Source organism: Hymenobacter sp., from assembly GCF_031398885.1.
Lineage (GTDB): Bacteria > Bacteroidota > Bacteroidia > Cytophagales > Hymenobacteraceae > Hymenobacter.
The window spans coordinates 57,072-77,196 of sequence record NZ_JANNOD010000113.1 but is presented as its reverse complement, the minus strand read 5'-3'; the positions used below and the strand labels follow the sequence as shown (position 1 = coordinate 77,196).

Sequence of the window (20,125 nt, the reverse complement as noted above, 5' to 3'; positions counted from 1 at the left end):
CAGCGGCTGCATAACTTGCCACTGCGAGTCAGTAAGGGGTTGATAGCCGTCAACCATAATGCGTCCGGGAGCCTAGGAACTCCCAACGCAACTTACTGGCTCGTTTTTATTTGCCCGTGCATATTATCCCAAACACCCTCTTAGGGCAAGTACTACCGCTTCTTCGACGTGGGGACAAAGGATGTAAATAAACGGCTGGGTGTAGCCAAGAGCAACCGCCTCTACTACGACGCCCGTAAAGGCTCATACAGCGGCAAAAGCATTGTCAACGGCAAGACCTACACCCTCTCGCAGCTCCGCTTTAAGCCCGGTACTTTCTAAACACTCAACCCGATGCCGCTTTCGCGCAAAACGCTCCTGACCCTCTGCGCCCTCAACATAGCGTTATTCTTGTCCTGTTGTACAGAGCCCCAGCGGCCAGTGAGCGAGCCAGCGGCGGCCGGGCCGGTGGCCGCTGCCCCTCCCCCCGCGCCGCGCCCTCTGGCTGATTCCGCGGCTTATGCCTTCAACATTCCAGCGCTGGTGGGCTTGACGGTCGACCAGATTCGCACCCAACTGGGCGAGCCCATCAGCGACGAGCAGGGAAGTGACAACGAGGACCTAAAAACGCTTCTATACCGGCGTAAAGGTTACGAGCTATCGATTGATTACGAAGTGCAGTCCCGCCGCTTGTTCAATATTTACCTCAGTTCGCTCCAATCTAGGCAGCCTTATCCGGTTCTGTTGCGGGCGGCCAATGCTACTGCCGAGGGGGGCAAGGGCTACCAAGTAGACCCCCAAAACGGAGAAGACGGCCTCTACGAAAACCTGGCTATCACGCTCGACAGCGCCCGCGTGATGAATAGATTTGGCCAGTGGGTGCCGGATACGCTGAGTCGCTAGCCGTGCAGCGTTGGTCTGCTCAACAGCTGAAAAAACCGGGTACTTGGGCGTGGGCCAGCGCTAAACCGGCAGCGGTGGTCCAAATGAGGGTGGTGATTTGTAATATGGCCCATTAGTTAATTGCTTAGAAAGGCAGTCAATGCGGTGAAAAAGCTGCTTTTCTACTTGTCGTAATTAGTTGGAATAACGCTGTCACCTCATTTTGGACCCCCGCCAATGAATCTTTTGCGTTGGTCGCGACAATACGGGCCGTTTCTTTTTTTGGGACTCGTGGTCATAGCTTGGTTTTACGTCTCTAATCTGAGCGACGAGATGCACGAACGGGCGAAGTTTACCATCGGCTACCTGACCGGGTCCGTGTACCAACCTAAAAGCGGCAAGTATTATCGTTTTCGCTTTGAGGTGCAAGGAACATCGTTCACGGGCGCCGACCTGCCTGACGAGGGAATGGATCGGCGCAATGGAGCGCGCGTGGTCGTCGAATACGACAGCGCCAACCCGACCCAAAATACAGGATATTTTAACCTGCCCGTTCCCGACAGCATCCGCCGGCCGCCGGCCAACGGTTGGCGGGTGCCGCCGTTCCCCGTCCCCCGGCAAATCCTGGACCGCGGCAAAAAGAACTGAAAGCGTGCGCACCCGCAGGCGGGCGCCGATTCCGGGCACGGGCGCGGCGGGCGGCTATCCGGGGAAAGGGCTCTTGGGCACGTCGGCGCTGTTCTTGACCGGGGGCCTGGCCGCCGAGGTGGGGGCCTACGCGTTCCTCGCCGAGGAAGTGGCCCCGGTGGTGGCGCGCGTGGCCGGGCAGGCCTACCGCGTGGGCCGGCCCGCCGTGGAGGCTTACGCGAGGCGGGCGGCCAAAGGGGCCCTTGTGCGCATGGGCGTGGACGCAGGTTTTCAATTTGGCACAGGGTACCTCGCTGCTGACCCCGCGCAAGGAAATAAATTCCTACAAGCATGGAATGGCATAAACGGCACATCCGTAGTGGCAGCAGGGGCACTCGATACCGGGGGCCTGAGAACCAAAGCCAAATTCTTGGTGGCCTTGGGCTCCGCTACCACCACCAATTTTTTCACAGTGAGCGGCGGTAACGATGACGAATACGGTGGGTACTGGCACACGGCCGACCTCGGGGATGGGAAGCAGCGGATAGATTTTTTGCGAAACGTAGTGCTGGGTCTTCTATTTGACCAAACCAAAGAGTACGGTTCGGAGTGGGTAGCAAAAAAAATGGCCGGGCGGGCCGAAGCATGGGCTGCTCAAGTTTCCGGGCGGGCGAGCAAAGCCATGCTGAATTGGATGACCGAAACACGGGTAGCTATGCCCACTAGCTTTGTTGTTGGTGGAGTGCTCGAAGTGCTCAAGAAAAGATGGGAAAATAGCCAAAAGGAAGGATAAAAGCAGCTGGAGACCAAACGCCAAACTCTTTCTCCTCCCAAAGAACCCCAAAAAATCAAACAAGACGCCGTGAAGTCTATCGTTACGGATAAACAGGCAGGCGCTTCTTCAAAATTGTGACCTGAAAATGAAATTATTGCCGTGGTTAATCAAAAATTGGGCGGTGGTTCTGTTGGGGTTGCTTGGAGGTGGATTTATCTATTCAAGGCAACTAAAAAACGCCATGCACCAACGAGCCAAGTTCACGCTGGGCACGGTTGACGGTTGGCACTACACGGCCAAAAGCGGGCGCATGTTCGGGTTCAATTTCGTCGTGGCGGGCAAGGAATATGGCGGCCCGTCGGGTTGGAAGTCTGGGATGAAGGAAGCCAATGGCGCCCTCTGCGTGGTAGAGTACGATAGCCTGGATCCCACAGTAAACGTGGGGCATTTTGCCATAGCCGTCCCCGACAGCATCCGCCGGCCGCCGGCCAACGGCTGGCGGGTGCCGCCGTTCCCCATCCCCCGGCAGGTTTTGGACCGCGGCAAAAAGCAATGAGGGATCCGTACGGCAGCAGCGTATATCAGTTCGAACTTGGCAGCTTGAGGGTATGAGGTATGAAGCAGCCAAAAATTGGTTTGAGCAGTTGAATAAAGCGTGCCTTTGGGCAATGATAAAAAAGTGCGGACCATACGTGGTGCTAGCCTTTGGCCCGGCGGCCGCTGGTACAGCATGCTCGTGAAGCTGGTGCCGCGGGTGTAGCCCGTCGACATCTACATTATTCCCAGCCACAATGAATGCCCTGATACTTTGCGTCTGCATGGCTTGGCTAGGAACTCTGGAGGGGCAAACTTTACCGCATCAACTTCAATTCCCGACATTCGGGACCGCCCGAAGCAGGCAAACAGATGATACGGCAGAAGCACACGGATAAGCTCCAGCAAGTACCGATGGTCGGGCCAACGCGCTTCTGCTCACTACACTGAGAATGGCGAATGGACTTATCTACGGATTGCCGACAATGCGGCGGCCGCACAAATAGATTCGGCCGTTGCGTCCTTACGTCCTGAATAACTACCGTGCGCGGCTCAAAACGCAGCCCCCTAGCGCGTTTCAGCCCAGGCGCTGTCCTTTTCCACAGTATCCAAGGTGAGCTTGCCTGCCGAGATTTGCAGCACGCAGCGGTAGGCCCCCGCCGAGTCGGAGCCGGAAAAAAACACCTCTTCGTAGGACACGCAAAAACCGTCCTCAAAAGCCAGCTTCTCGCGCGCCACGGGGCGGTTAGTTTCCTGGAAAACGAGGTGGCCGCTCAATTTCTTGTGCGGGTCGGTGGCCCAGGCCAGCAACTGGTCGCCATCGGGCACGTCGAGTTGCAAGGCAATGAGGCCGCTGCGCACTTTGGCCGCGGCCCGGCCCCGCTCGCTGATGGCTTGGCTGAACTCGTAGGTGCAGTGTACCACGGCAAACTCCTGGTCTTCGAGGGTTAGGGTGCAACGGAAGGAAGACATGCGAGAAGCCGGGTAGCGCCCGGCACGCTCAAGGTCGGTTCGTTATACAGGCCACTTGTTGTCGAGAGTCACTTCGCCGCTGCTGAGCTTGTTGGCCGAGAGCGTGAGCGTCATGGTCATGCCCTGGTCGGAAGCCGAGCCGTCGAACTGCTTGCCCAGGCCCACGCAGTAGGCGTCTTCGAACCGAATGGTCTTGCGGCGCGAGAAGCGGTTGTTGGCCGCGTACACCACCAGTTCACCGCTCATTTTCTTGGTGTCGTCCAGGGCCCAGTGGTGCAGCGTCTCGTCGGGCTCCGAATCCAGCTCGACCTGAAGACGGCCGCCTTGCACGCGCGCGTCGGGGCGGCCCACCACGTCGGTGTTCTGCTGCACGCCCCAAGTGAAGCGGCGCACGGTATAGCTCTTCGTATCAAGGACAAGCGAGGCGCTGAATGACATGGCAGGTAAGGCGAGGTGAACGATTGTACCGCAAGATAAAGCCGCAGCCTGTAACATTACGGCGGGAAAAGCAAAAGGATGGAGCCGCCCCGGCGAAACCCCGCCGGCGGGAGTAACGAATTGCCCGCGCCCGGCGTAGGCCGGGCGGGGCAAAAGCGCCGCCGTTGTTCTGCTTCCTGCCCTGCAGCTCCCCCGTTTCTGCCCGCTAACCCGCCCCGTATGAGTGTCTCTTACTACCGATTGCCGCTTGATTTGGAGGGGATTCTGGAGCGCCAGCAGCTGCCCCGCTGCTCGGTGCAGGAGTCCATTGCCCAACACTTGTACCTGATGCTGACCACCTACTTCGGCGAGTCGCGCTTCGAGCCCGATTTTGGCTGCCAGGTGTGGGAGCAGGACTTCGAAGCCATGACCACCATGCGCTGGAAAGATAATGTGCAGCACTCCGTCGAGCAGTCCATCCGCGACTACGAGCCGCGCCTGACCCGGCCCCGGGTGGAGGTGGCCGTGAGCGACTTTGAGTTGAAGAACGTGCATCAGCGCATCCGCAAGCGCTTGGAGGTGACGGTGAGCGCCGCCCTGCACCGCACCGACGAGCCGTTTGCTTTTCAGGCCAGCTTGTTTGTGGCCCCGCTGTCCATCGATTAATTTGCCTTTTCTTTTCGTCCGTGCTGCCTCCTCTTCCCTTTCCTGCGCCCGCTGCCACCGATTTCAACAAGGCCAGCGTCAAGAGCCGCCTCACCCGCCAAGCCGCCGAGCTGTGGGGCTACACCGAGGGCGACCTCGACGGCTTCGACCCGCTGGTGAGCCTGCTGCTCGAAGCCTGTGCCGTGGAGTTCGAAAAAATTGGCCAGGAGCTCCACAATACCCAATACCGGCTGATTGAGCGTTTGGCCACGCTGCTCAACCCCGACGTGGTGGACGCCCCGCACCCGGCCCACGCCATTGCCCAGGCCCGCGCCCGCGAGGCCGTGGTGCGCCTGCCCGACGACGCCCAGTTCGTTTTTGAGCCGCCCACGGCGGGCCGCAAGGTGGCCGGCCAGGAAACATTTTTTTCGCCCCTGCAAGCCACCCGCCTCGTGAGCGGTGCCGTGCGCTGCCTGGCCACCGATGCCATCGTGTGGCAGCTGGACGCCACGGGGCAAAAGCGCGTGGTGGCCCAGGCCGTGGCCCCGCCTCCCGCCGAACACCGCCGCCTCTGGATAGGCCTGGAACTCCCCGCCGAGGGCATCAACCTGGCGGATTTAACCTTTTATTTTGATTGGCTGAACGAGCCGCGCCGCGCCGCTTACGCCGCCTTTCTGCCCGGCGAGCGGTGGCTGCTGGGTGGGGCCGAACTAACCCCCAGCCAGGGCCTGCCCCAGCCCGCCGCCACGCCGGGCGCGGCGGACTCACTTGATAAAGAGTACGATTTTTTACGGCGCGCCGAGCACCAGGTGCGGGCCTTGTACGCGCCGGCTTTTGTGCAGCTAGAGGGGCCCGCCGGGGCCCTGGCCACCTACGCGCCCCGCCCGTACCCGGCCGAGCTGACCGCCGCCTTCGCCGACCCGGCCGCCGAGCTGCAACCCCTGAGCCAGCCGCTGACGTGGCTGGAAGTCCGCTTCGCCCACGCGCTGCCACCCGAGGCATTCGACCAACTGGTGTGCGCGCTCAACTGCTTCCCGGTGCTGAACCGGCGCTTGCACAAGGTGCTGTTTCGCCTGCAACCGGCCCTCAATTTGTTCCCCCTGGCCAGCGAAGAGCCTTTTCTGGCCGTGCGCGACGTGTACAGCCTCAGCAACGTGGCCTACCGCTCGACCACGCTCAGCGACCTGTCGGAGGGCGCTACCGATACGTACACGCTGCGCACCCACGGCGTGGGCCGGTTCGATACCCGCACCGGGCGCGAGGCGCTGCGCGAGCTGCTGGAGCTGCTGCGCGATGAAAGCCGCGCCTTCACGGCCGCCGGCACCGACTTCATCGGTTCCATTCTGCGCGAGCTGGACCAGAACCTGGCCCGGCTCGAAGAGCGCCTCGACCGCAACCGCGCCGCCGAGCAGCCCGTGCCCTACCTGCTGCTGCGCCCCCAAAACGTGAACGACAGCGTGTACCTCGAATACTGGTCGAGCAACGGCGAAGGGGCCAACCGGCTGCCCGCCGGCAGCCGTCTGCGCATTCACGACGGCCACTACATCGACGAGGTGCGCCTGCTCACCACCACCAGCGGCGGCCGCGAGCGGCCTCGTCCCGAAGAGCGCACCCACGCCTTGCGCCGCAATCTGCTGGCCCGCAACCGCCTCGTTACCCTGGCCGATATCAAGGCCGCTTGCTGGGCCGAGCTGGGCCCGCACCTGGCGGCCGTCCACATCGAAAAAGCTTTCCAGACCGGGGCCACGCCCACGGCCGGCTTCGTGCGCTGCATCCGCGTGCAGCTTACGCCCGCCGCGCCCAGCCGCCTCAGCACCCCGGAGTGGCAGCGCGCTGCCCTGGAGCTGCAGACCTTCCTGGCCGGGCAGTCGGCCATGAACCTGCCCTACGAGGTGGTGGTGCAGGAAACAGCGGTGGTGTAGAATGCGCGCGTCCTCGCGCTTCAGCGCACTGAAGCACAACGTGAGCTCAAAACGTTGCTGCGACGCGCCACCGCCACACCGCGCCGCGTAGCCAAAGAACCGGACGGCGGCCGCGTGGGCCTGGGCCGGCAACTGGTTGCCGTCGGGCACGCCCAGCGCGGGGTGGCGCAGGCCGTGGCCCATATCCGGCCCCGCTCATCGGTAGCCTGCTCGAAGTCGAACGCACACCGGCGTACCGGGGAGCAAGGCCCACCACTGCTACCTCTGCCGAAAACGACGCCACGAGCGCGCTTGGGTAGAGGAAACGTTTGACGCGGTAAAGCGAAACCTTATTTGGTCGGGTGAGAATGGTTACGCCGGGTCGGTAGCGGCCGGGGCGGCTGGTTCGGCGGTGGCTTCGGCAGCGGCCGACTCCGGCGCTTCGGCCTCCTGCGTTTGGGTGGTGGTCCACACCACCGCGTCGCTGCCCTCGGGCTTGCTCAGCGCGAGCACCGTGCCCTTGCGGGCCTCGCCGCTGATGATAAGCCGCGAGATGGGCCGCCGCAGCTGCGACCGAATCACGCCCGTGATGGGCCGGGCCCCGTAGCGCGGCGTGAAGCCCGACAGCGCCAGGTGCTGCCGCGCTTCCTCGCCGAGGTCGAGGGTGATGCCCTGCCGCCGCAATTGCTCCAGCAAAGGCTTGAGGTGAATGTCGAAGATGCGGCCCACGTTCTCCTCGGAAATGGGGGCGAAGGGCACGATTTCGGTGAGCCGGGCCAGGAATTCGGGCCGGAAGTGGCGCGTCATGGCCTCCATGAGGTCGGTGGGGGCGGGCACTTTTCCCGCCGCGAAGGCCGCGGCAATCTGCTCGGAGCCGATGTTGGACGTGAACAGAATGACGGCGTTCGAGAAGTCGCCCTCGCGGCCCAGCCGGTCGCTGAGCCGGCCCTCGTCCAGGATTTGCAGGAAGATGTCGAACACCGACGGGTGGGCCTTTTCAATCTCATCAAACAAGACCACCGAGTACGGCTTCTCCCGAATTTTATTCACCAGCAGGCCGCCTTCTTCGTAGCCCACGTAGCCGGGAGGCGCGCCGTAAAGCAGCGCGGCCGAGTGCTCCTCCTTGAATTCCGACATGTCGAAGCGGATGAGGAAGGACTCGTCGTTGAACAAAAAGTCAGCCAGGGCCTTCGCCAGCTCGGTTTTGCCCGTGCCGGTGGGGCCCAGCAGGAAGAACGAGCCGATGGGCTGGCCCGCCTTCGTGAGCCCCGAGCGCGACTCCAGAATGGCCGCGCACATGGCCTTTACGGCGAAATCCTGGCCCACCACGCGCTTTTGCAGAATCTGGTCCATGCGCAGCAGCTTTTCGCGCTCGTTGCTTTGCAGCTTGCCCAGCGGAATGCCGGTTTTGCCCGATACGATGGCCGCGATGTCCTGCTTTTCCACGCTGTCCTTCTTGGTGTCGGCCAGGGCCAGCACCGCGCCCAGAATCTCGCGCAGGTAGGTTGCCAGCTCGGCGCTGGTTTCCAGGGCGTCGGGCTGCTGCTCGTTTTCCAGCTGATTCAGCCAGAGCTGGCTCACCTGGTTCTGCACCTGGTACAGAAACCAGCGCAGCTCCCGCAGGTAGTCGGCTTCGCCCAGTTCCTCGTGCCGGGCGGTCAGGGCTTCAAAGTCGGTTTGCAGCTGCACGAGGCCCGCCACGGCCTGCTCGTCGAGCATCCGAATGGCGGCCATGGTGCGGTCCACCAGGTCGATGGCGGAGTCGGGCAATTGCCGGTCCTTGAGGTAGCGCTTGGCCAGGCGCACGGCTTCGGCGATGGTGCCTTCGCCCAGCGTGAGGCCGTGGTGGGTGGCGTAAATGGGCAGCACCCGCTCCAGCATGCGCTCGGCTACCACCAGCGAGGGTTCTTCCACCCGCACGATGTCGAAGCGGCGGTTGAAGGCCTCGTCTTTTTCAATGTACTGCCGGTACTCGTCGTTGGTCGTCGCGCCGACCACCGTGAGCTCGCCCCGCGCCAGCTCCGGCTTCAGCAGCTGCGCGATGCCGCTGCCGGCGCTGCCCTTGGGGTCGAGCAGCACGTGGATTTCATCAATGAAGAGAATGGCGCGGGTGTACTGCTTGATTTCCGTCAGCACCTTTTTGATGCGGTCCTCCACCTCGCCCTTGTACGACGCCCCGGCCACCAGCGTGCCCAGGTCCAGCTCAAACAGCGTCACCTCGCGCAGGTGCACCGGCACCAGGCCTTCGGCAATCTGTTGGGCAAAGCCTTCGACCAACGCCGACTTGCCCACGCCCGGCTCGCCGATGAGCAGCACGTTGGGCTTGGTGCGCCGGCCCAAAATCTCGGCCACCAGCCGAATTTCGCGGTCGCGTCCCACGATGGGGTCCAGCTTGCCGTCGCGCGCCTGGGCGGTTTTATCGGTGCAGTAGGTGGCCAGCGCCCCGCCTTTGCCGGCCGCGGGTGCCGCGCCGCCGGCCGCGCCCGGGGCCGTGGTTTCGGCCGCGGCGGGAGGGGGCATTTCGGCCTGGGCGGCGTCCATTACCTCTTTTTGCGTCAGCGGGAAGGATTTTAGCTGCTCGGCCGTGAAGGCCAGGCCCGGCCGCAGCAGCGCCGCCAGGGCCGCGAGCGGGTCGGTTTGGTCGCGTGAGAGCTGCAGGGCGACCAAGTTGGCCATCTCCAGCACTTGCTGCACGCCGGGGTCGGGGGTGGGCATTTCGGGGGGGCGGGCAGCTTTGGGCTCGTCCTCCAGGCGCACTTCGGCCCACTCGCGCAGGTAGTGAATGTCCTTGTCCAGCACGGCCACCAGCCAGGAGGCCAGTCCTATTTCGTTGTGCAGCAGCGCCGTAAGCAGGTGCGGGGCGGCGTAGTGGGCTTGGCGGTATTCGTGGGCCACGGCCTGCGCGATGTGCAGGCTACGCTTGAGGTTGTCGGAGTAAGCCAAGGGTAAGTTGGGGGAAGGGAGCGGCGAATATAGCGGAGTTCTGGCTATGCAAAAGGGCGGCCCAGGGGTTTGCCGTGGTCATTTTTTGTTCCGGGTCCGAAAGTGGGTCGAAAGGTCGTCGTCGGATGCCGTTGTCAGAAAAACTTTTATATATTCGCAAAACCTTCCATTGTGTCCGACCGTTACCCCAACAGAATGCCGGCCCAATGAATGCCATTACTGGCTGGCTGAGGCATCTTTTTGCCCGTCCGGTCGCCCCACCTTCTCTCCTTTCTATGTATACGTACGGAATTGGCGGTCAGGAGCGAAAGCTCGACATTGCCTCGGAAGCAATATCAGATATTCCCCTCAATCGCACCTTGCTGGTGCAAAAGCTCACCACCAACGCGCCCCTGCGGCCCCTGGTGGTGGAAGGCCTCAAAACCCCCGAAGCGGTATTTTCTCACTTCAAGCCCGAAGTGGCGGTGGAGTTTGAAAACGCGCAAGGAGTCTCCGTCCCCGAGAAGCTGCATTTCGCGTCGCTCGGTGATTTTGGCAAGAAGGGCATCATCAGCCAAAGCAACTTTCTGCAGGGCTTGGCCTCTGAGACGGATGACCTGCAAAAGCTGCTGCGCCAGCTCAAATCGAATAAAATTTTGAAGACCGCGCTTGAAAACCCCGAAACCAAGGCGGCGTTTTTGGCGGCGGTGCAGGCCATGATGGACGAATTGGAGTAATTTCCCAGCGCGTATTCTACCCTTCTGACTTATCGCCCCTTATCCTTATATATGGCACTTGAACAGCAAGACGCAGCGGCCGGCTACCGCACCCGCGAAGGGGCCGGCCCGGCCCTCGAACAAAGCACCCAGGCCCTACTCAAAGTAGGCGGGTTTGATTTGCTTGAAACCACCATCGACGGCGCTTCCAACCTTAATCCGGACAAGAAGGCCCGCAAAAAGATTTTTCTTTCCGAAGACAGCAAAAAAGGCGACCGCCAGCAACTCAAAAAGCGCCTTGCCTTGTGGCACTCGCTGTTGAGCAGCACCACCACGGTGGCCGAAGCCGTGGAGCAGGGCGGCCAGCGCGTGGAAGAGAGCCAGCACCAGCTAACCGACAACCTCAAAAAAGCCGTGGAAGCCACCCACGAGTTGGAGCAGGCCTACCGTTCGGTGGCGCTGTTCTTCCGCAACACGGACCAGGACGAGGTGAAAAACGTGTCCATCCTGAACGCTGACAAGGACCAGTTGCAGGACTTGGACAACACCACATTCATCGACGCCGTTTCCGACGAGCTGGAGCAGAACTACGACCGCCTCGATTTGCGCGACAACTATTCGCTGCTCGTGGTGCCCGGCTACCTGGGTTCCAACAAAGTGGTTGACAAGTGGGCCAAAATTGCTCACAAGAATAAGGTAATGCTCGTGACCGACTTCGAGCATTACGACACGCCCGAGGACGTTATTGAGCTTTTTGAAGAGGCCAACCTGACCGGCGGCGACGCCTACAAGTCCAACGTCATCATGACGGCCAACTGGTTGGTGGGCCGCGGCAAGCTCGAAGAAATAGGGGAGGAGGAGGACATGTTCGTGCCGCCGTCGTCGGCGCTGGCGGGCCGCATCTACTCCACCCTGGCCTCGCAGGTCACGGCCGGCCGCAAGCACGGCACCCTGAACGAGGTGGACGGTGTGAAATTCCCGTTGCGCAAAAGCGAAATTTCCAACCTCGAAAAAATAGGCCTCGTTCCGATGGTCAACGAGTACGGCCGGGTGATGGCCTTTTCGGCCAAGACCCTGTTCAATGGCGACAACATCGGCCTGCAAACCTATTCGGTGGTGCGCGTATTCGATTACGTGACCAAGGTGCTGATTGATTTTCTCAACCGCCGCGCCTTCGAAAACTGGGACCACAACATGCGCATGGACATCCAAAACCAGATTGTGCGCTTTCTCGACGGCATCGCCGGCCCCGGCAAGCTAATCGAGAAGTTTTCCGTCAAAAAGTTTGAGCGCGACCCGGACCAGAAGGACCGGATTCTGCTCGATATTCACATGGTGCCCTATTTCCCGGCCAAGACCTTCCTCGTATCGCTCGATGGCACCAAGGGCGACGACCCGGACAACCCCGGCCGCGACTGGAGCGCCGAATACGCCCAGCAATAGACTAGGTCCGGGACGGCCCGGATAAAATGCCAAACCATTAGTCAGCGCTGAATCTCAACCAAAGACACGTTTGATTTTGTTGCCTGCCACGCGTCCGCGTGCAGTTTTTCACTTTTTTCTATTTTTTTCACCAACCCCAACCCATTTACCCATGGCCTCTTTCAGTGCTGTTTTTGACGCTGCTGGCAGCGAAGAATGCGAAGTAGTAAGCTGCGGCTACTCCTTCAATCAAACCACCGACGACAAGGGTCGCCCTTCGTCCGTGGTGCAAGGCGGCACCATCAAGGTGACGATAGTGTCGACGGACAGCGTCAAGCTCATCAGTTGGATGCTGGACCCCTACAAGCGGGCCGACGGCAAAATCGTGTTCAAGCGCGGTGACCAGGACTCGAAGATGAAAGAAATCGCCTTCAAAGAAGCCTACTGCGTGGGTTATACCGAGAGCTTTGATGCTCGCGGCGGCGAGACCCAGGCTTCGATGGTGTTGAGCCTCGTTATCTCCGCCAATAAGATTGATGTGAACGGCGCTTCGCTGGACAACAAGTGGGTATAGCCATCCGCTAGCTTAGCAGAAAAAATCCCGCCGGGCAACCGGCGGGATTTTTTCTTTTTGAGAAGACGACTGATTCATTTTCCTGTTTGCAAATGCTGCCGGCGCTGCCAATGCCACACCGCCATCTCGCGAATGAGGCGCTCTGCTCCAGCAAGCGGCTAAAGGCGGTCAGCTCGTATTCTGAGGCGATGGGGCGGGTGGCGTGTACGGTGCGCGCATCGGTTCAAGGGGCTTGGGGGTGCGCGGCAGCATTTCGGAAATACTTTTGTGGCGCCGCTCACCCGCTCGTTTTTTTCATGCTTCGTTCCATCATGTTCGTCGGCACCGCGTCCGACGTGGGCAAGAGCGTCATCACGGCGGGGTTTTGCCGGATTTTTCGGCAGGATGGCTACCGGCCGGCGCCGTTCAAGGCCCAGAACATGTCGCTGAACAGCTACGCCACGCCCGAAGGCCTGGAGATTGGGCGGGCCCAAGCGGTGCAGGCCGAGGCGGCGGGCATCCCCTGCCACGTCGACATGAACCCCGTGCTGCTCAAGCCCACCTCCGACCAGGCCTCGCAGGTGGTGCTCAACGGCCGGCCCATCGGCACGCAGACCGCCCACGAGTACTTCCGCGAAAACGACCGGCACGAGCTGTTCGCGGCCGCCACCCAGGCTTACGACCGGCTGGCGGCCCGCTACGCGCCGGTGGTGCTGGAAGGGGCCGGCAGCATCTCGGAGCTCAACCTCAAGCGCCGCGACATCACCAACCTGCGCATGGCGCTCCACGCCGGGGCCGCCACGTATTTGGTGGCCGACATCGACAAGGGCGGCGTGTTCGGCAGCGTCTACGGCACGCTGGCCCTGCTGGAGCCCGCCGAAAAAGCCTGCATCAAGGGCATCATCATCAACAAATTCCGGGGCGACGCGCGGCTGTTTGCCGACGGCCGCCAGCAGTTAGCCGCGCTGACCGGGGTGCCGGTGGTGGGCGTGCTGCCGTACTTTCGCGACATTTTTGTGGAGGAAGAAGACTCGGTCGCGCTGGAGCGCAAGCGGGGCGCCGCCGGGCTGGCCGGCCGTGTGCGCGTGGCCGTGGTGCTGCTGGGCCGCCTGTCGAATTTCACCGACTTCGACGCCCTGAGCCACGACCCCCGGGCCGACCTGTTCTTCACCCGCGACGCGGCGGAGCTCGGCGCGGCCGACGTCATCGTCCTGCCCGGCAGCAAAAACACCATCGCCGACCTGCGGGTGCTCACCAGCAGCGGGCTGGCGGCCGCCGTCGTGCGCGCCCACCGGGCCGGCAAAACCGTGGTGGGCATCTGCGGCGGGTACCAGATGCTGGGCCGCTCCGTGGAAGACCCCGACGGGGTGGAAGGCGCGGTGCCCGCCGCGGCCGGGCTGGGGCTGCTGCCCGTGCGCACGGTGCTGCAAGGGGAAAAGACCACGCAGCAGCGCCGGTTCGCCTTCCTGAACGGTGCGGCGGCCGACTGCCAAGGCTACGAAATCCACATGGGCCAGACCACGGCTAAGGGCCCGCCGCGGCCCGTGGCCACGCTCGCCGACGGCACGCCCGAGGGCTACTTTGCCGGCCCGCGCTGCTGGGGGACTTACCTGCACGGCATCCTCGACAACCCGGCGGTCATCGATTTTTTGCTGGCCCCCCACACCGAACAAAAAGCCGGCGCGCCGCTTGACTTCGCAGCGTTCAAAAACGAGCAGTACGACCGCCTGGCTGCCCTCATCCGCGAGCACGTGGATATGGCGCGGATTTACGCGGAACTGCGCACCTGAACCCAGCCCCCCTTATGCTCCACGGACACGGCGACGATGGCTACCGGCACTCCCACGAAATCGTGGCCGATTTCAGCACCAACGTCTGGTACGGCGGCGAGCCGGCGGGCCTGAAGGACTACGTGTTCGGCCACTGGGCCGCTGTGAACCGCTATCCCGAGGTGCTGGCCGAAAGCCTGGCCGCCCGGGTGGCCGCCCACCACAGCCTGCCGGCCGGCCAGGTGTTGATGAGCAGCGGCACCACCGAAAGCATCTACCTGGTGGCCCAGGCCTGGGCCGGGCGCCGCACCACCATCGTCACGCCCGCCTTCGCCGAGTACGAGGACGCGGCCCGGCTCCACGGCCACCGGCTCACTTTTTTGCCCTGGGAGGCGCTGGTGGCGGACGCGCCGCTGGCGGCGGACGTGGTCTTCATCTGCAACCCCAACAACCCCACGGGCAGCGTGCTGCGGGAGCCGGAGCTGGCGGCGCTGCTGGCGCGCAACCCCCACGCCGTGTTCGTGCTCGACGAGGCGTTCATTGAATTCACGGTCAGCATTGCCACGGCCCGGCCGCTGCTGGCCCGGTTCGACAACCTGCTCATCCTACGCTCACTGACCAAGGCCTACGCCATTCCGGGCCTGCGGCTGGGCTACGTGCTGGCGTCGGAGGGCCTCATCGCCCGGCTCACCCGCGGCAAAGCCCCCTGGACGGTCAATGCCCTGGCCGCCGCGGCGGGCCACTTCATTTTTGAGCACTTCGACGCCGTGCAGCCCCCCACCGCGCAACTGCTGGCCGACCGCGCGGCCTTTGCGGCCCAACTGGCCGGCAACGAAGGACTGGACATTGTGCCCAGCCACACCCACTACTTCCTGGCCACCCTGCGGCACGGCACGGCGGCCGACCTGAAAAGCTGGCTGCTGGCCCGGCACGGCCTGCTGATTCGGGACGCGGCTAATTTCCGGGGGCTCACGCCAGCCCACTTCCGGCTGTGCACCCGCCCGCCGGCCGACAATCAGCTCCTCCTCAACGCCCTGCGCGAATGGACCGATTTACCCGCCTAGCCGCTCCGCTGGTTATTGGCTATGCCCTCGACCTGCTGCTGGCCGACCCCGAAGATTGGCCGCACCCGGTGCGCACCTACGGGGCGCTCATCGCGGCCGGGGAGCGGCGCCTGAACCACGGCCCGCACCGCCTGGCCAAGGGTGCGCTGCTGGCGGCCGGCCTAGTGGGCGGCGCCTTCGGCACCTTCGCGCTGCTCGACAAGGCCCTGCGGCGCTACCCCCCGGCGCTGGCCGTGGCGGTCAACAGTGCGTGGGTGTTTTATGGTTTGGCCAATACCGGCCTGGTACGTGAGGGCCGGGCCGTGTTCGACGCGTTGGCGCGGGACGGCGTGGAGGCCGGCCGCCGCCGGCTGGCCCGCATCGTGGGGCGTGACACGGCCGGGCTCGACCCGCAGCAAATCCGCACGGCCGTGCTCGAAAGCCTGGCCGAAAACCTGAGCGACGGCGTGGTGGCCCCGCTGCTGTACCACGCCGTGGCGGGCGTGCCGGGCCTGATGGCCTACAAAATGGTGAACACCCTCGACTCGATGGTGGGCTACCGCAGCCCGCGCTACGAGCAGTTCGGCAAGTGCGCCGCCCGGCTCGACGACGTGGCCAACCTGCTGCCGGCCCGGCTCACGGCGGGGCTGCTGGCAGGGCTGGGCGGCCGCGGGCGCGGCTTCCGGTTCATTCTGACTTACGGCCACCGGCACCAAAGCCCCAACGCCGGCTACCCCGAGGCGGCGCTGGCCGGCGTGCTCAACTGCCGCTTCGGCGGCCCCAACTACTACCACGGCCAGCTCGTGCCCAAGCCCTACATCGGCGACAACCCGCGCCCGCTGGCGCACCACGAAATCAACAAAGTGGCCCGGCTCAACCACGCGGTGTGCGCCGCGGTGGTGGCGGGCATCGCGGGGTGGCTGTGGTGGCGCGGCCGGCGGCCAGCAGCGTAGGAAGCCGGCTGCGCTGGGTTTTATCAGTGTTGGGGATGCTTGCTAAGAAGCCGCCAACAGGAAGTTGCCTCGGCCCGGCTGCGGACAACAAACCCTTGGCTTGCCTTGCAATTGGGGGGACGTGGACGGTGGTTTGCAACGCGTGCAAAAGCGAATGGCAAGGCGTCCGCAGTTGTACCGGCCAAAATACCGTTCATAAACCGGGCGACCGTTCCGGCTAACAAGGACTGCGTGGATGTTCGGATAGTGTTTATGTGCTATCCTAGAAGCCAAGCTATCCATCAGCGACAACTTGGGCGGGGCATTTTGGCCGTAAGCTGCTTCTACGCAAAATGCCAGGCCCAAACAGAGCAGGGTTTTGAACAATAGCATGGCACACTGTTGAGGCGTTTCTACAGTCTTTTAGTCTTTGATGGCAACGCCCAGCACCTTCACTTTGCTGCCCATCGGCAAGGCCGCGGCTTGGTAGATGGTGCGGGCCGGGCGCTGCCCTTCCGGGAACAATTCGGCGAAAAGAGCATTCACTTCCCCAATCTCCGTCAAATCAGCGAAAGCAATGTCGACGAAAACGATGTCTGCCGACGAAAACTCTGCCGCCCGCAAGACGGCAAAGAAGTTGGCAAAGGCGCGCACGGCCTCCTCGCGGATGGTTCCGGGGACGTAGTGGCCTGCCGCATCCACCGAGATTTGACCACTCACGTGGCAGATTTTGCCGACCACCACGGCGTGGCTGATGGGGGTGCTCCACTGCGGCAGGCCTTCGCCCTGCGTAATGAATCTTCTTTGGCTCATGGCATTTTTGTAGAAACGGGCTTGAGCAGAATCACCCAAAAGTGAGTCTTTGGAGAATCCGCAAGGCTATTTTTGTGATTCAACCAAACTGGAATGCCCCTCTACTCAATCTCTGGCGGGCCGGGGGCCGGCAAAACTACGCTACTGCGGGCCCTGCGCCGGGCCGGCTTCGCGGGAGCCGCCGAAGTGTCGCGCCGGCTCATTCGGCAGCAGGTGGCGCGCGGCACGGGCCTGGTGCCGTGGCAGGACCTGGCCGGGTTTGCCGAGCTGGCCCTGGCCCGCATGGTGGCCCAGCACGGGCGGGCCACGCGGCGCGGCGGGGTCACGTTCTTCGACCGGGGCATCCCCGACATCCTGGCCTACCTGGCGGTGGCGGGCCTGCCCGTGCCGCCCGCCTACCGCGCCGTGGCCGCCGCGCACCCGTACCACAACCCGGTGTTTCTGGCGCCGCCCTGGCCCGAAATCTACGTCAACGACGCCGAGCGCTGGCAGACGGCCGCCGAGGCTGAAAACCTGTTCCGGGCCCTGCGGGCTACCTACCTGGGCCTGGGCTACGCCGTGCTGGAACTGCCCCGGGCCCCGGTGGCGGCGCGGGTCGATTTCGTGCGGGCCATGGTGGCACTCTGACGGATTTGGCGGCTTGGTGGCCGGCGCCCGGTATTTCTGCCTACCTTTGCGGCAGTAATTGGTAGTCGCTTCCGCGGTGCGGGGCGACTTTAAAAGGGAATCCGGTGTAATTCCGGGACAGTCTCCGCTGCTGTAACCCCCTCCAACAACCGGTCGATACCTGGTGCCACTGTTCCCCCGGGAATGGGAAGGCCATCGGCCGGTGGGGGAAGTCAGAAGACCTGCCGCTTGCTACATACAGTCACAGCTTTCGGCAGAAAGGCTCGTCGTACCATGCACAATCCCTCGCTCCCCCCCGGCCGTGCCGGTGGCGCACCCCCGTTTTTTCTGGTCTGTCGCGGCTTCGCGCTCCTCGGCTTGCTGCTGGCCAGCGCAGAGCCGGGCGCGGGCCAAAGCCCCGCTCCCGCAGTTTCCGCGCGGAAAACGGCTGTGCCGACGGCGCGGGGCCGCACCACGGTGGACTTCGCCAAGGGCTTCACCATCGCCTACACCGGGGGCTGCAAGGTGGTCACCATCCTGAGCCCGTTCGAGCAGAAAACCACGGCTGCGCGCTACCTGCTGGTGCCCCGCGGCACGGCCCGGCCCGCCGGCTACCCCGACGCCCTGGTGGTGGAAACGCCGGTTCGTACCCTGGTGGGCCTTTCGTCGATGCACGTGGCGCTGGCCAATTTTCTCGGGGCCGACGACATCCTGGTGGGCCTGGGCAACCTCAAGTACGCCTCCGCCCCGCGGGTGCGCCAGCGCATCGCGGCGGGCAAAATCCTGGAAGCGGGCCTGGGCAAGGAGCTCAACAACGAGCAGCTCATCGCGCAGCACCCCGACTTGGTGATGACCACCGGCTGGCCCGGCGAGAGCCTGGCCCGGTTCCAGACGCTGGCCGCCGCCGGCATCCCGGTCATGATTAACTCGGAATGGGTCGAAACCACGCCCCTAGGCCGGGCCGAGTGGGTGAAGGTGCTGGCCGTGCTGCTCAACAAGGAAGACCTGGTGAACCAGAAGTTCGGCCAGGTAGTGCGCGACTACCAACGCCTGGCCGCCTTGGGAAAAAAAGCAAGCAAGCGGCCCCGCGTGGTGGTGGGCCTGCCCTTCAAGGACGTGTGGCACGTGCCCGACGCCGACAGCTACCTGGCCCAGTTTCTGCGCGACGCGGGCACCACCTACGCCTGGGACCAAACCAAGTCGCCGCAGGGCAGCCTGGCGCTTTCCTTCGAAACGGTGGCCCCGGTGGCCCTCACGGCCGAGTACTGGCTGCAAACCGGCTCGGCCAAAGCCAGAGCGGAAATCACGGCCCAGGACGCCCGGTACGCGGCTTTCGGTCCGTTCAAAACCGGCCGGCTCTACAACAACAACCGCCGCACCAACGCTCAGGGCTCCAACGACTACTGGGAATCGGGGGCGGTGCGGCCCGACCTGGTGCTGGCCGACCTGATTAAGATTCTGCACCCCGAGCTGCTGCCCACCTGGCAGCTCTACTATTACCAATTGCTGCGATGAGCACGGCTATTCTGACGGCCGGGCCCGATACGAGCCAAGTAGCCCCGGCCGCGCCGCGCGCGCGCACGGCCACGCTGCTGCTGGCATTGGCGGGGCTGGTGGGGCTGGCCTTCGTGCTCGACATCGCCCTGGGGCCGGTGCGCATTCCGCTGCCGGCGGTGGTGAAGATTCTGCTCGGGCAGCCCGCCGATGTCCCGGCCTGGGCGTTTATCGTGCGGGAAATCCGCCTGCCCAAGGCTCTGACGGCGCTGGCCGTGGGCAGCGGCCTGGCCGTGAGCGGCTTGCAGATGCAAACGCTGTTTCGCAACCCGCTGGCCGGGCCCTCGGCGCTGGGCCTGACGGCGGGGGCCGCGCTGGGCGTGGCCGCCGTGATGATGGCCGGCGGCAGCGTGGCGGGCAGCTTTGCCATCCGGGCCCTGGGCGTGGGCGGCAGCTGGGGGCTGGTGCTGGCCGCCACGGCCGGCGCGGCCCTGGTCATGGGCCTGGTGCTGGCGCTTTCGGCGCGGGTGCGCGACAACGTGGTGCTGCTCATCGTGGGCCTGATGATTGCGAGCGTGACGGGGGCCATCGTCAGCCTGTGGCAGTACTTCAGCGCCCCGGAACAGCTTCAGGAGTATTTGCTCTGGACGTTTGGCTCGGTGGGCGGCGTGACGGGCGGCCAGCTGGCGGTGCTGGCGACCGTGGTGGCCGGGGGGCTGGGGCTGGCCTTTGCCTCGGCCAAGCCGCTGAACGCCCTGCTGCTGGGCGAAAACTACGCCCGCAGCATGGGGCTGGCGGTGGGCCGGGCGCGCACCGGCATTATTGCCAGCACGAGCTTGCTGGCGGGGGCCATCACGGCGTTTTGCGGGCCGATTGGGTTTGTGGGCATTGCCGTGCCGCACCTTACGCGGGCGCTGCTGCGCACCGCCGACCACCGCGTGCTGCTGCCCGGCTGCTGCCTGGCGGGCGCGGCCCTCACGCTGGGCTGCGACTGCCTGGCCCAGCTGCCCGGCAGCCAGACCGCCCTGCCCCTGAGCGTGGTCACCTCGCTGCTCGGGGCGCCGGTGGTGCTGTGGGTGGTGCTGCGCCGCTCGAACATTCGCTCGTCGTTTTCCTGATGGCC

20 protein-coding genes and 1 riboswitch are annotated in these 20,125 nt (G+C 63.8%); of the genes, 16 read left to right on the top strand and 4 right to left on the bottom strand.

The window, feature by feature from the left end:
- Positions 1–168 precede the first annotated feature (168 nt).
- The 5 genes from RMO51_RS20295 (at position 169) to RMO51_RS20275 (ending at position 2,819) form a co-directional block, all read left to right on the top strand.
- Entirely contained in the window at positions 169–321 is a 153-nt protein-coding gene (locus RMO51_RS20295; RefSeq protein ID WP_310397805.1) for a hypothetical protein, read from the top strand.
- A 69-nt stretch (positions 322–390) separates the two neighbouring features.
- Positions 391–882, top strand: coding sequence for a hypothetical protein (locus tag RMO51_RS20290; protein WP_310397804.1), 492 nt, complete (start codon positions 391–393; stop codon positions 880–882).
- A gap of 216 nt (positions 883–1,098) precedes the next feature.
- Positions 1,099–1,509 carry a hypothetical protein gene (locus RMO51_RS20285; protein WP_310397803.1) on the top strand — a complete coding sequence of 137 codons (411 nt, stop codon included), beginning with the start codon at positions 1,099–1,101 and terminating at the stop codon, positions 1,507–1,509.
- Between the two features lie 250 nt (positions 1,510–1,759).
- Complete coding sequence (locus tag RMO51_RS20280; protein WP_310397802.1) at positions 1,760–2,281, top strand: hypothetical protein; 522 nt, start codon at positions 1,760–1,762, stop codon at positions 2,279–2,281.
- 127 nt (positions 2,282–2,408) lie between these two features.
- On the top strand, positions 2,409–2,819 hold the full coding sequence (locus tag RMO51_RS20275; protein WP_310397801.1) for a hypothetical protein: 411 nt from the start codon (positions 2,409–2,411) through the stop codon (positions 2,817–2,819).
- Positions 2,820–3,364: 545 nt separating this feature from the next.
- Here RMO51_RS20275 and tssD (RMO51_RS20270) read toward each other — a convergent pair.
- Both tssD (RMO51_RS20270) and tssD (RMO51_RS20265) read right to left on the bottom strand, forming a co-directional pair.
- The gene (gene tssD / locus RMO51_RS20270; protein WP_310397800.1) at positions 3,365–3,769 is read right to left on the bottom strand and encodes a type VI secretion system tube protein TssD; all 405 of its coding nucleotides are present in this window, start codon (positions 3,767–3,769) and stop codon (positions 3,365–3,367) included.
- A gap of 42 nt (positions 3,770–3,811) precedes the next feature.
- Complete coding sequence (gene tssD, locus RMO51_RS20265; protein WP_310397799.1) at positions 3,812–4,207, bottom strand: type VI secretion system tube protein TssD; 396 nt, start codon at positions 4,205–4,207, stop codon at positions 3,812–3,814.
- A 219-nt stretch (positions 4,208–4,426) separates the two neighbouring features.
- On the opposite strand from tssD (RMO51_RS20265), the gene RMO51_RS20260 reads away from it, so the two are divergent.
- Positions 4,427–4,852 (top strand): GPW/gp25 family protein, encoded by a 426-nt coding sequence (locus tag RMO51_RS20260; protein ID WP_310397798.1) that lies wholly within the window; start codon positions 4,427–4,429, stop codon positions 4,850–4,852.
- Positions 4,853–4,872: 20 nt separating this feature from the next.
- A complete protein-coding gene (locus RMO51_RS20255) occupies positions 4,873–6,753 on the top strand; it encodes a type VI secretion system baseplate subunit TssF (protein ID WP_310397797.1) in 1,881 nt (626 codons plus the stop codon).
- 351 nt (positions 6,754–7,104) lie between these two features.
- Here RMO51_RS20255 and RMO51_RS20250 read toward each other — a convergent pair whose 3' ends face one another.
- Positions 7,105–9,675 carry an ATP-dependent Clp protease ATP-binding subunit gene (locus RMO51_RS20250; protein WP_310397796.1) on the bottom strand — a complete coding sequence of 857 codons (2,571 nt, stop codon included), beginning with the start codon at positions 9,673–9,675 and terminating at the stop codon, positions 7,105–7,107.
- Positions 9,676–9,950: 275 nt separating this feature from the next.
- Here RMO51_RS20250 and RMO51_RS20245 point away from each other — a divergent pair, with 275 nt between their 5' ends.
- The 6 genes from RMO51_RS20245 (at position 9,951) to cbiB (ending at position 16,110) form a co-directional block, all read left to right on the top strand.
- On the top strand, positions 9,951–10,391 hold the full coding sequence (locus RMO51_RS20245; RefSeq protein ID WP_310397795.1) for a hypothetical protein: 441 nt from the start codon (positions 9,951–9,953) through the stop codon (positions 10,389–10,391).
- 51 nt (positions 10,392–10,442) lie between these two features.
- Entirely contained in the window at positions 10,443–11,813 is a 1,371-nt protein-coding gene (locus RMO51_RS20240; RefSeq protein ID WP_310397794.1) for a DUF5458 family protein, read from the top strand.
- A gap of 151 nt (positions 11,814–11,964) precedes the next feature.
- Positions 11,965–12,366, top strand: a complete 402-nt coding sequence (tssD, locus tag RMO51_RS20235) for a type VI secretion system tube protein TssD (protein ID WP_310397793.1) — start codon at positions 11,965–11,967, stop codon at positions 12,364–12,366.
- 296 nt (positions 12,367–12,662) lie between these two features.
- Positions 12,663–14,135, top strand: coding sequence for a cobyric acid synthase (locus RMO51_RS20230; RefSeq protein ID WP_310397792.1), 1,473 nt, complete (start codon positions 12,663–12,665; stop codon positions 14,133–14,135).
- A 14-nt stretch (positions 14,136–14,149) separates the two neighbouring features.
- Entirely contained in the window at positions 14,150–15,178 is a 1,029-nt protein-coding gene (locus tag RMO51_RS20225) for an aminotransferase class I/II-fold pyridoxal phosphate-dependent enzyme (protein ID WP_310397791.1), read from the top strand.
- Complete coding sequence (cbiB, locus tag RMO51_RS20220) at positions 15,157–16,110, top strand: adenosylcobinamide-phosphate synthase CbiB (RefSeq protein ID WP_310397790.1); 954 nt, start codon at positions 15,157–15,159, stop codon at positions 16,108–16,110. Before RMO51_RS20225 ends, cbiB begins: the two co-directional genes overlap by 22 nt.
- Before the next feature lie 402 nt (positions 16,111–16,512).
- Here cbiB and RMO51_RS20215 read toward each other — a convergent pair whose 3' ends face one another.
- Complete coding sequence (locus RMO51_RS20215; protein ID WP_310397788.1) at positions 16,513–16,902, bottom strand: RidA family protein; 390 nt, start codon at positions 16,900–16,902, stop codon at positions 16,513–16,515.
- Positions 16,903–16,995: 93 nt separating this feature from the next.
- Here RMO51_RS20215 and RMO51_RS20210 point away from each other — a divergent pair, with 93 nt between their 5' ends.
- From RMO51_RS20210 to RMO51_RS20200, 3 genes are all read left to right on the top strand, one after another.
- Entirely contained in the window at positions 16,996–17,529 is a 534-nt protein-coding gene (locus tag RMO51_RS20210) for an AAA family ATPase (RefSeq protein ID WP_310397787.1), read from the top strand.
- 42 nt (positions 17,530–17,571) lie between these two features.
- Positions 17,572–17,773, top strand: a riboswitch (cobalamin riboswitch).
- Positions 17,774–17,958: 185 nt separating this feature from the next.
- A complete protein-coding gene (locus RMO51_RS20205; RefSeq protein WP_310397786.1) occupies positions 17,959–19,023 on the top strand; it encodes an ABC transporter substrate-binding protein in 1,065 nt (354 codons plus the stop codon).
- Positions 19,020–20,120 (top strand): iron ABC transporter permease, encoded by a 1,101-nt coding sequence (locus RMO51_RS20200; protein WP_310397785.1) that lies wholly within the window; start codon positions 19,020–19,022, stop codon positions 20,118–20,120. The genes RMO51_RS20205 and RMO51_RS20200 overlap by 4 nt, the downstream gene beginning before the upstream one ends.
- Positions 20,121–20,125 lie beyond the last annotated feature (5 nt).

Excerpts from the sequence above, each read along its gene's own strand:
- RMO51_RS20240 (WP_310397794.1), top strand. The coding sequence starts at position 10,443 with ATGGCACTTGAACAGCAAGACGCAGCGGCCGGCTACCGCACCCGCGAA.
- RMO51_RS20260 (WP_310397798.1), top strand. The coding sequence starts at position 4,427 with ATGAGTGTCTCTTACTACCGATTGCCGCTTGATTTGGAGGGGATTCTG.
- cbiB (WP_310397790.1), top strand. The coding sequence starts at position 15,157 with ATGGACCGATTTACCCGCCTAGCCGCTCCGCTGGTTATTGGCTATGCC.
- tssD (WP_310397799.1), bottom strand. The coding sequence starts at position 4,207 with ATGTCATTCAGCGCCTCGCTTGTCCTTGATACGAAGAGCTATACCGTG.
- tssD (WP_310397793.1), top strand. The coding sequence starts at position 11,965 with ATGGCCTCTTTCAGTGCTGTTTTTGACGCTGCTGGCAGCGAAGAATGC.
- RMO51_RS20230 (WP_310397792.1), top strand. The coding sequence starts at position 12,663 with ATGCTTCGTTCCATCATGTTCGTCGGCACCGCGTCCGACGTGGGCAAG.
- RMO51_RS20245 (WP_310397795.1), top strand. The coding sequence starts at position 9,951 with ATGTATACGTACGGAATTGGCGGTCAGGAGCGAAAGCTCGACATTGCC.
- RMO51_RS20280 (WP_310397802.1), top strand. The coding sequence starts at position 1,760 with ATGGGCGTGGACGCAGGTTTTCAATTTGGCACAGGGTACCTCGCTGCT.
- tssD (WP_310397800.1), bottom strand. The coding sequence starts at position 3,769 with ATGTCTTCCTTCCGTTGCACCCTAACCCTCGAAGACCAGGAGTTTGCC.
- RMO51_RS20225 (WP_310397791.1), top strand. The coding sequence starts at position 14,150 with ATGCTCCACGGACACGGCGACGATGGCTACCGGCACTCCCACGAAATC.
- RMO51_RS20275 (WP_310397801.1), top strand. The coding sequence starts at position 2,409 with ATGAAATTATTGCCGTGGTTAATCAAAAATTGGGCGGTGGTTCTGTTG.
- RMO51_RS20210 (WP_310397787.1), top strand. The coding sequence starts at position 16,996 with ATGCCCCTCTACTCAATCTCTGGCGGGCCGGGGGCCGGCAAAACTACG.
- RMO51_RS20285 (WP_310397803.1), top strand. The coding sequence starts at position 1,099 with ATGAATCTTTTGCGTTGGTCGCGACAATACGGGCCGTTTCTTTTTTTG.
- RMO51_RS20200 (WP_310397785.1), top strand. The coding sequence starts at position 19,020 with ATGAGCACGGCTATTCTGACGGCCGGGCCCGATACGAGCCAAGTAGCC.
- RMO51_RS20215 (WP_310397788.1), bottom strand. The coding sequence starts at position 16,902 with ATGAGCCAAAGAAGATTCATTACGCAGGGCGAAGGCCTGCCGCAGTGG.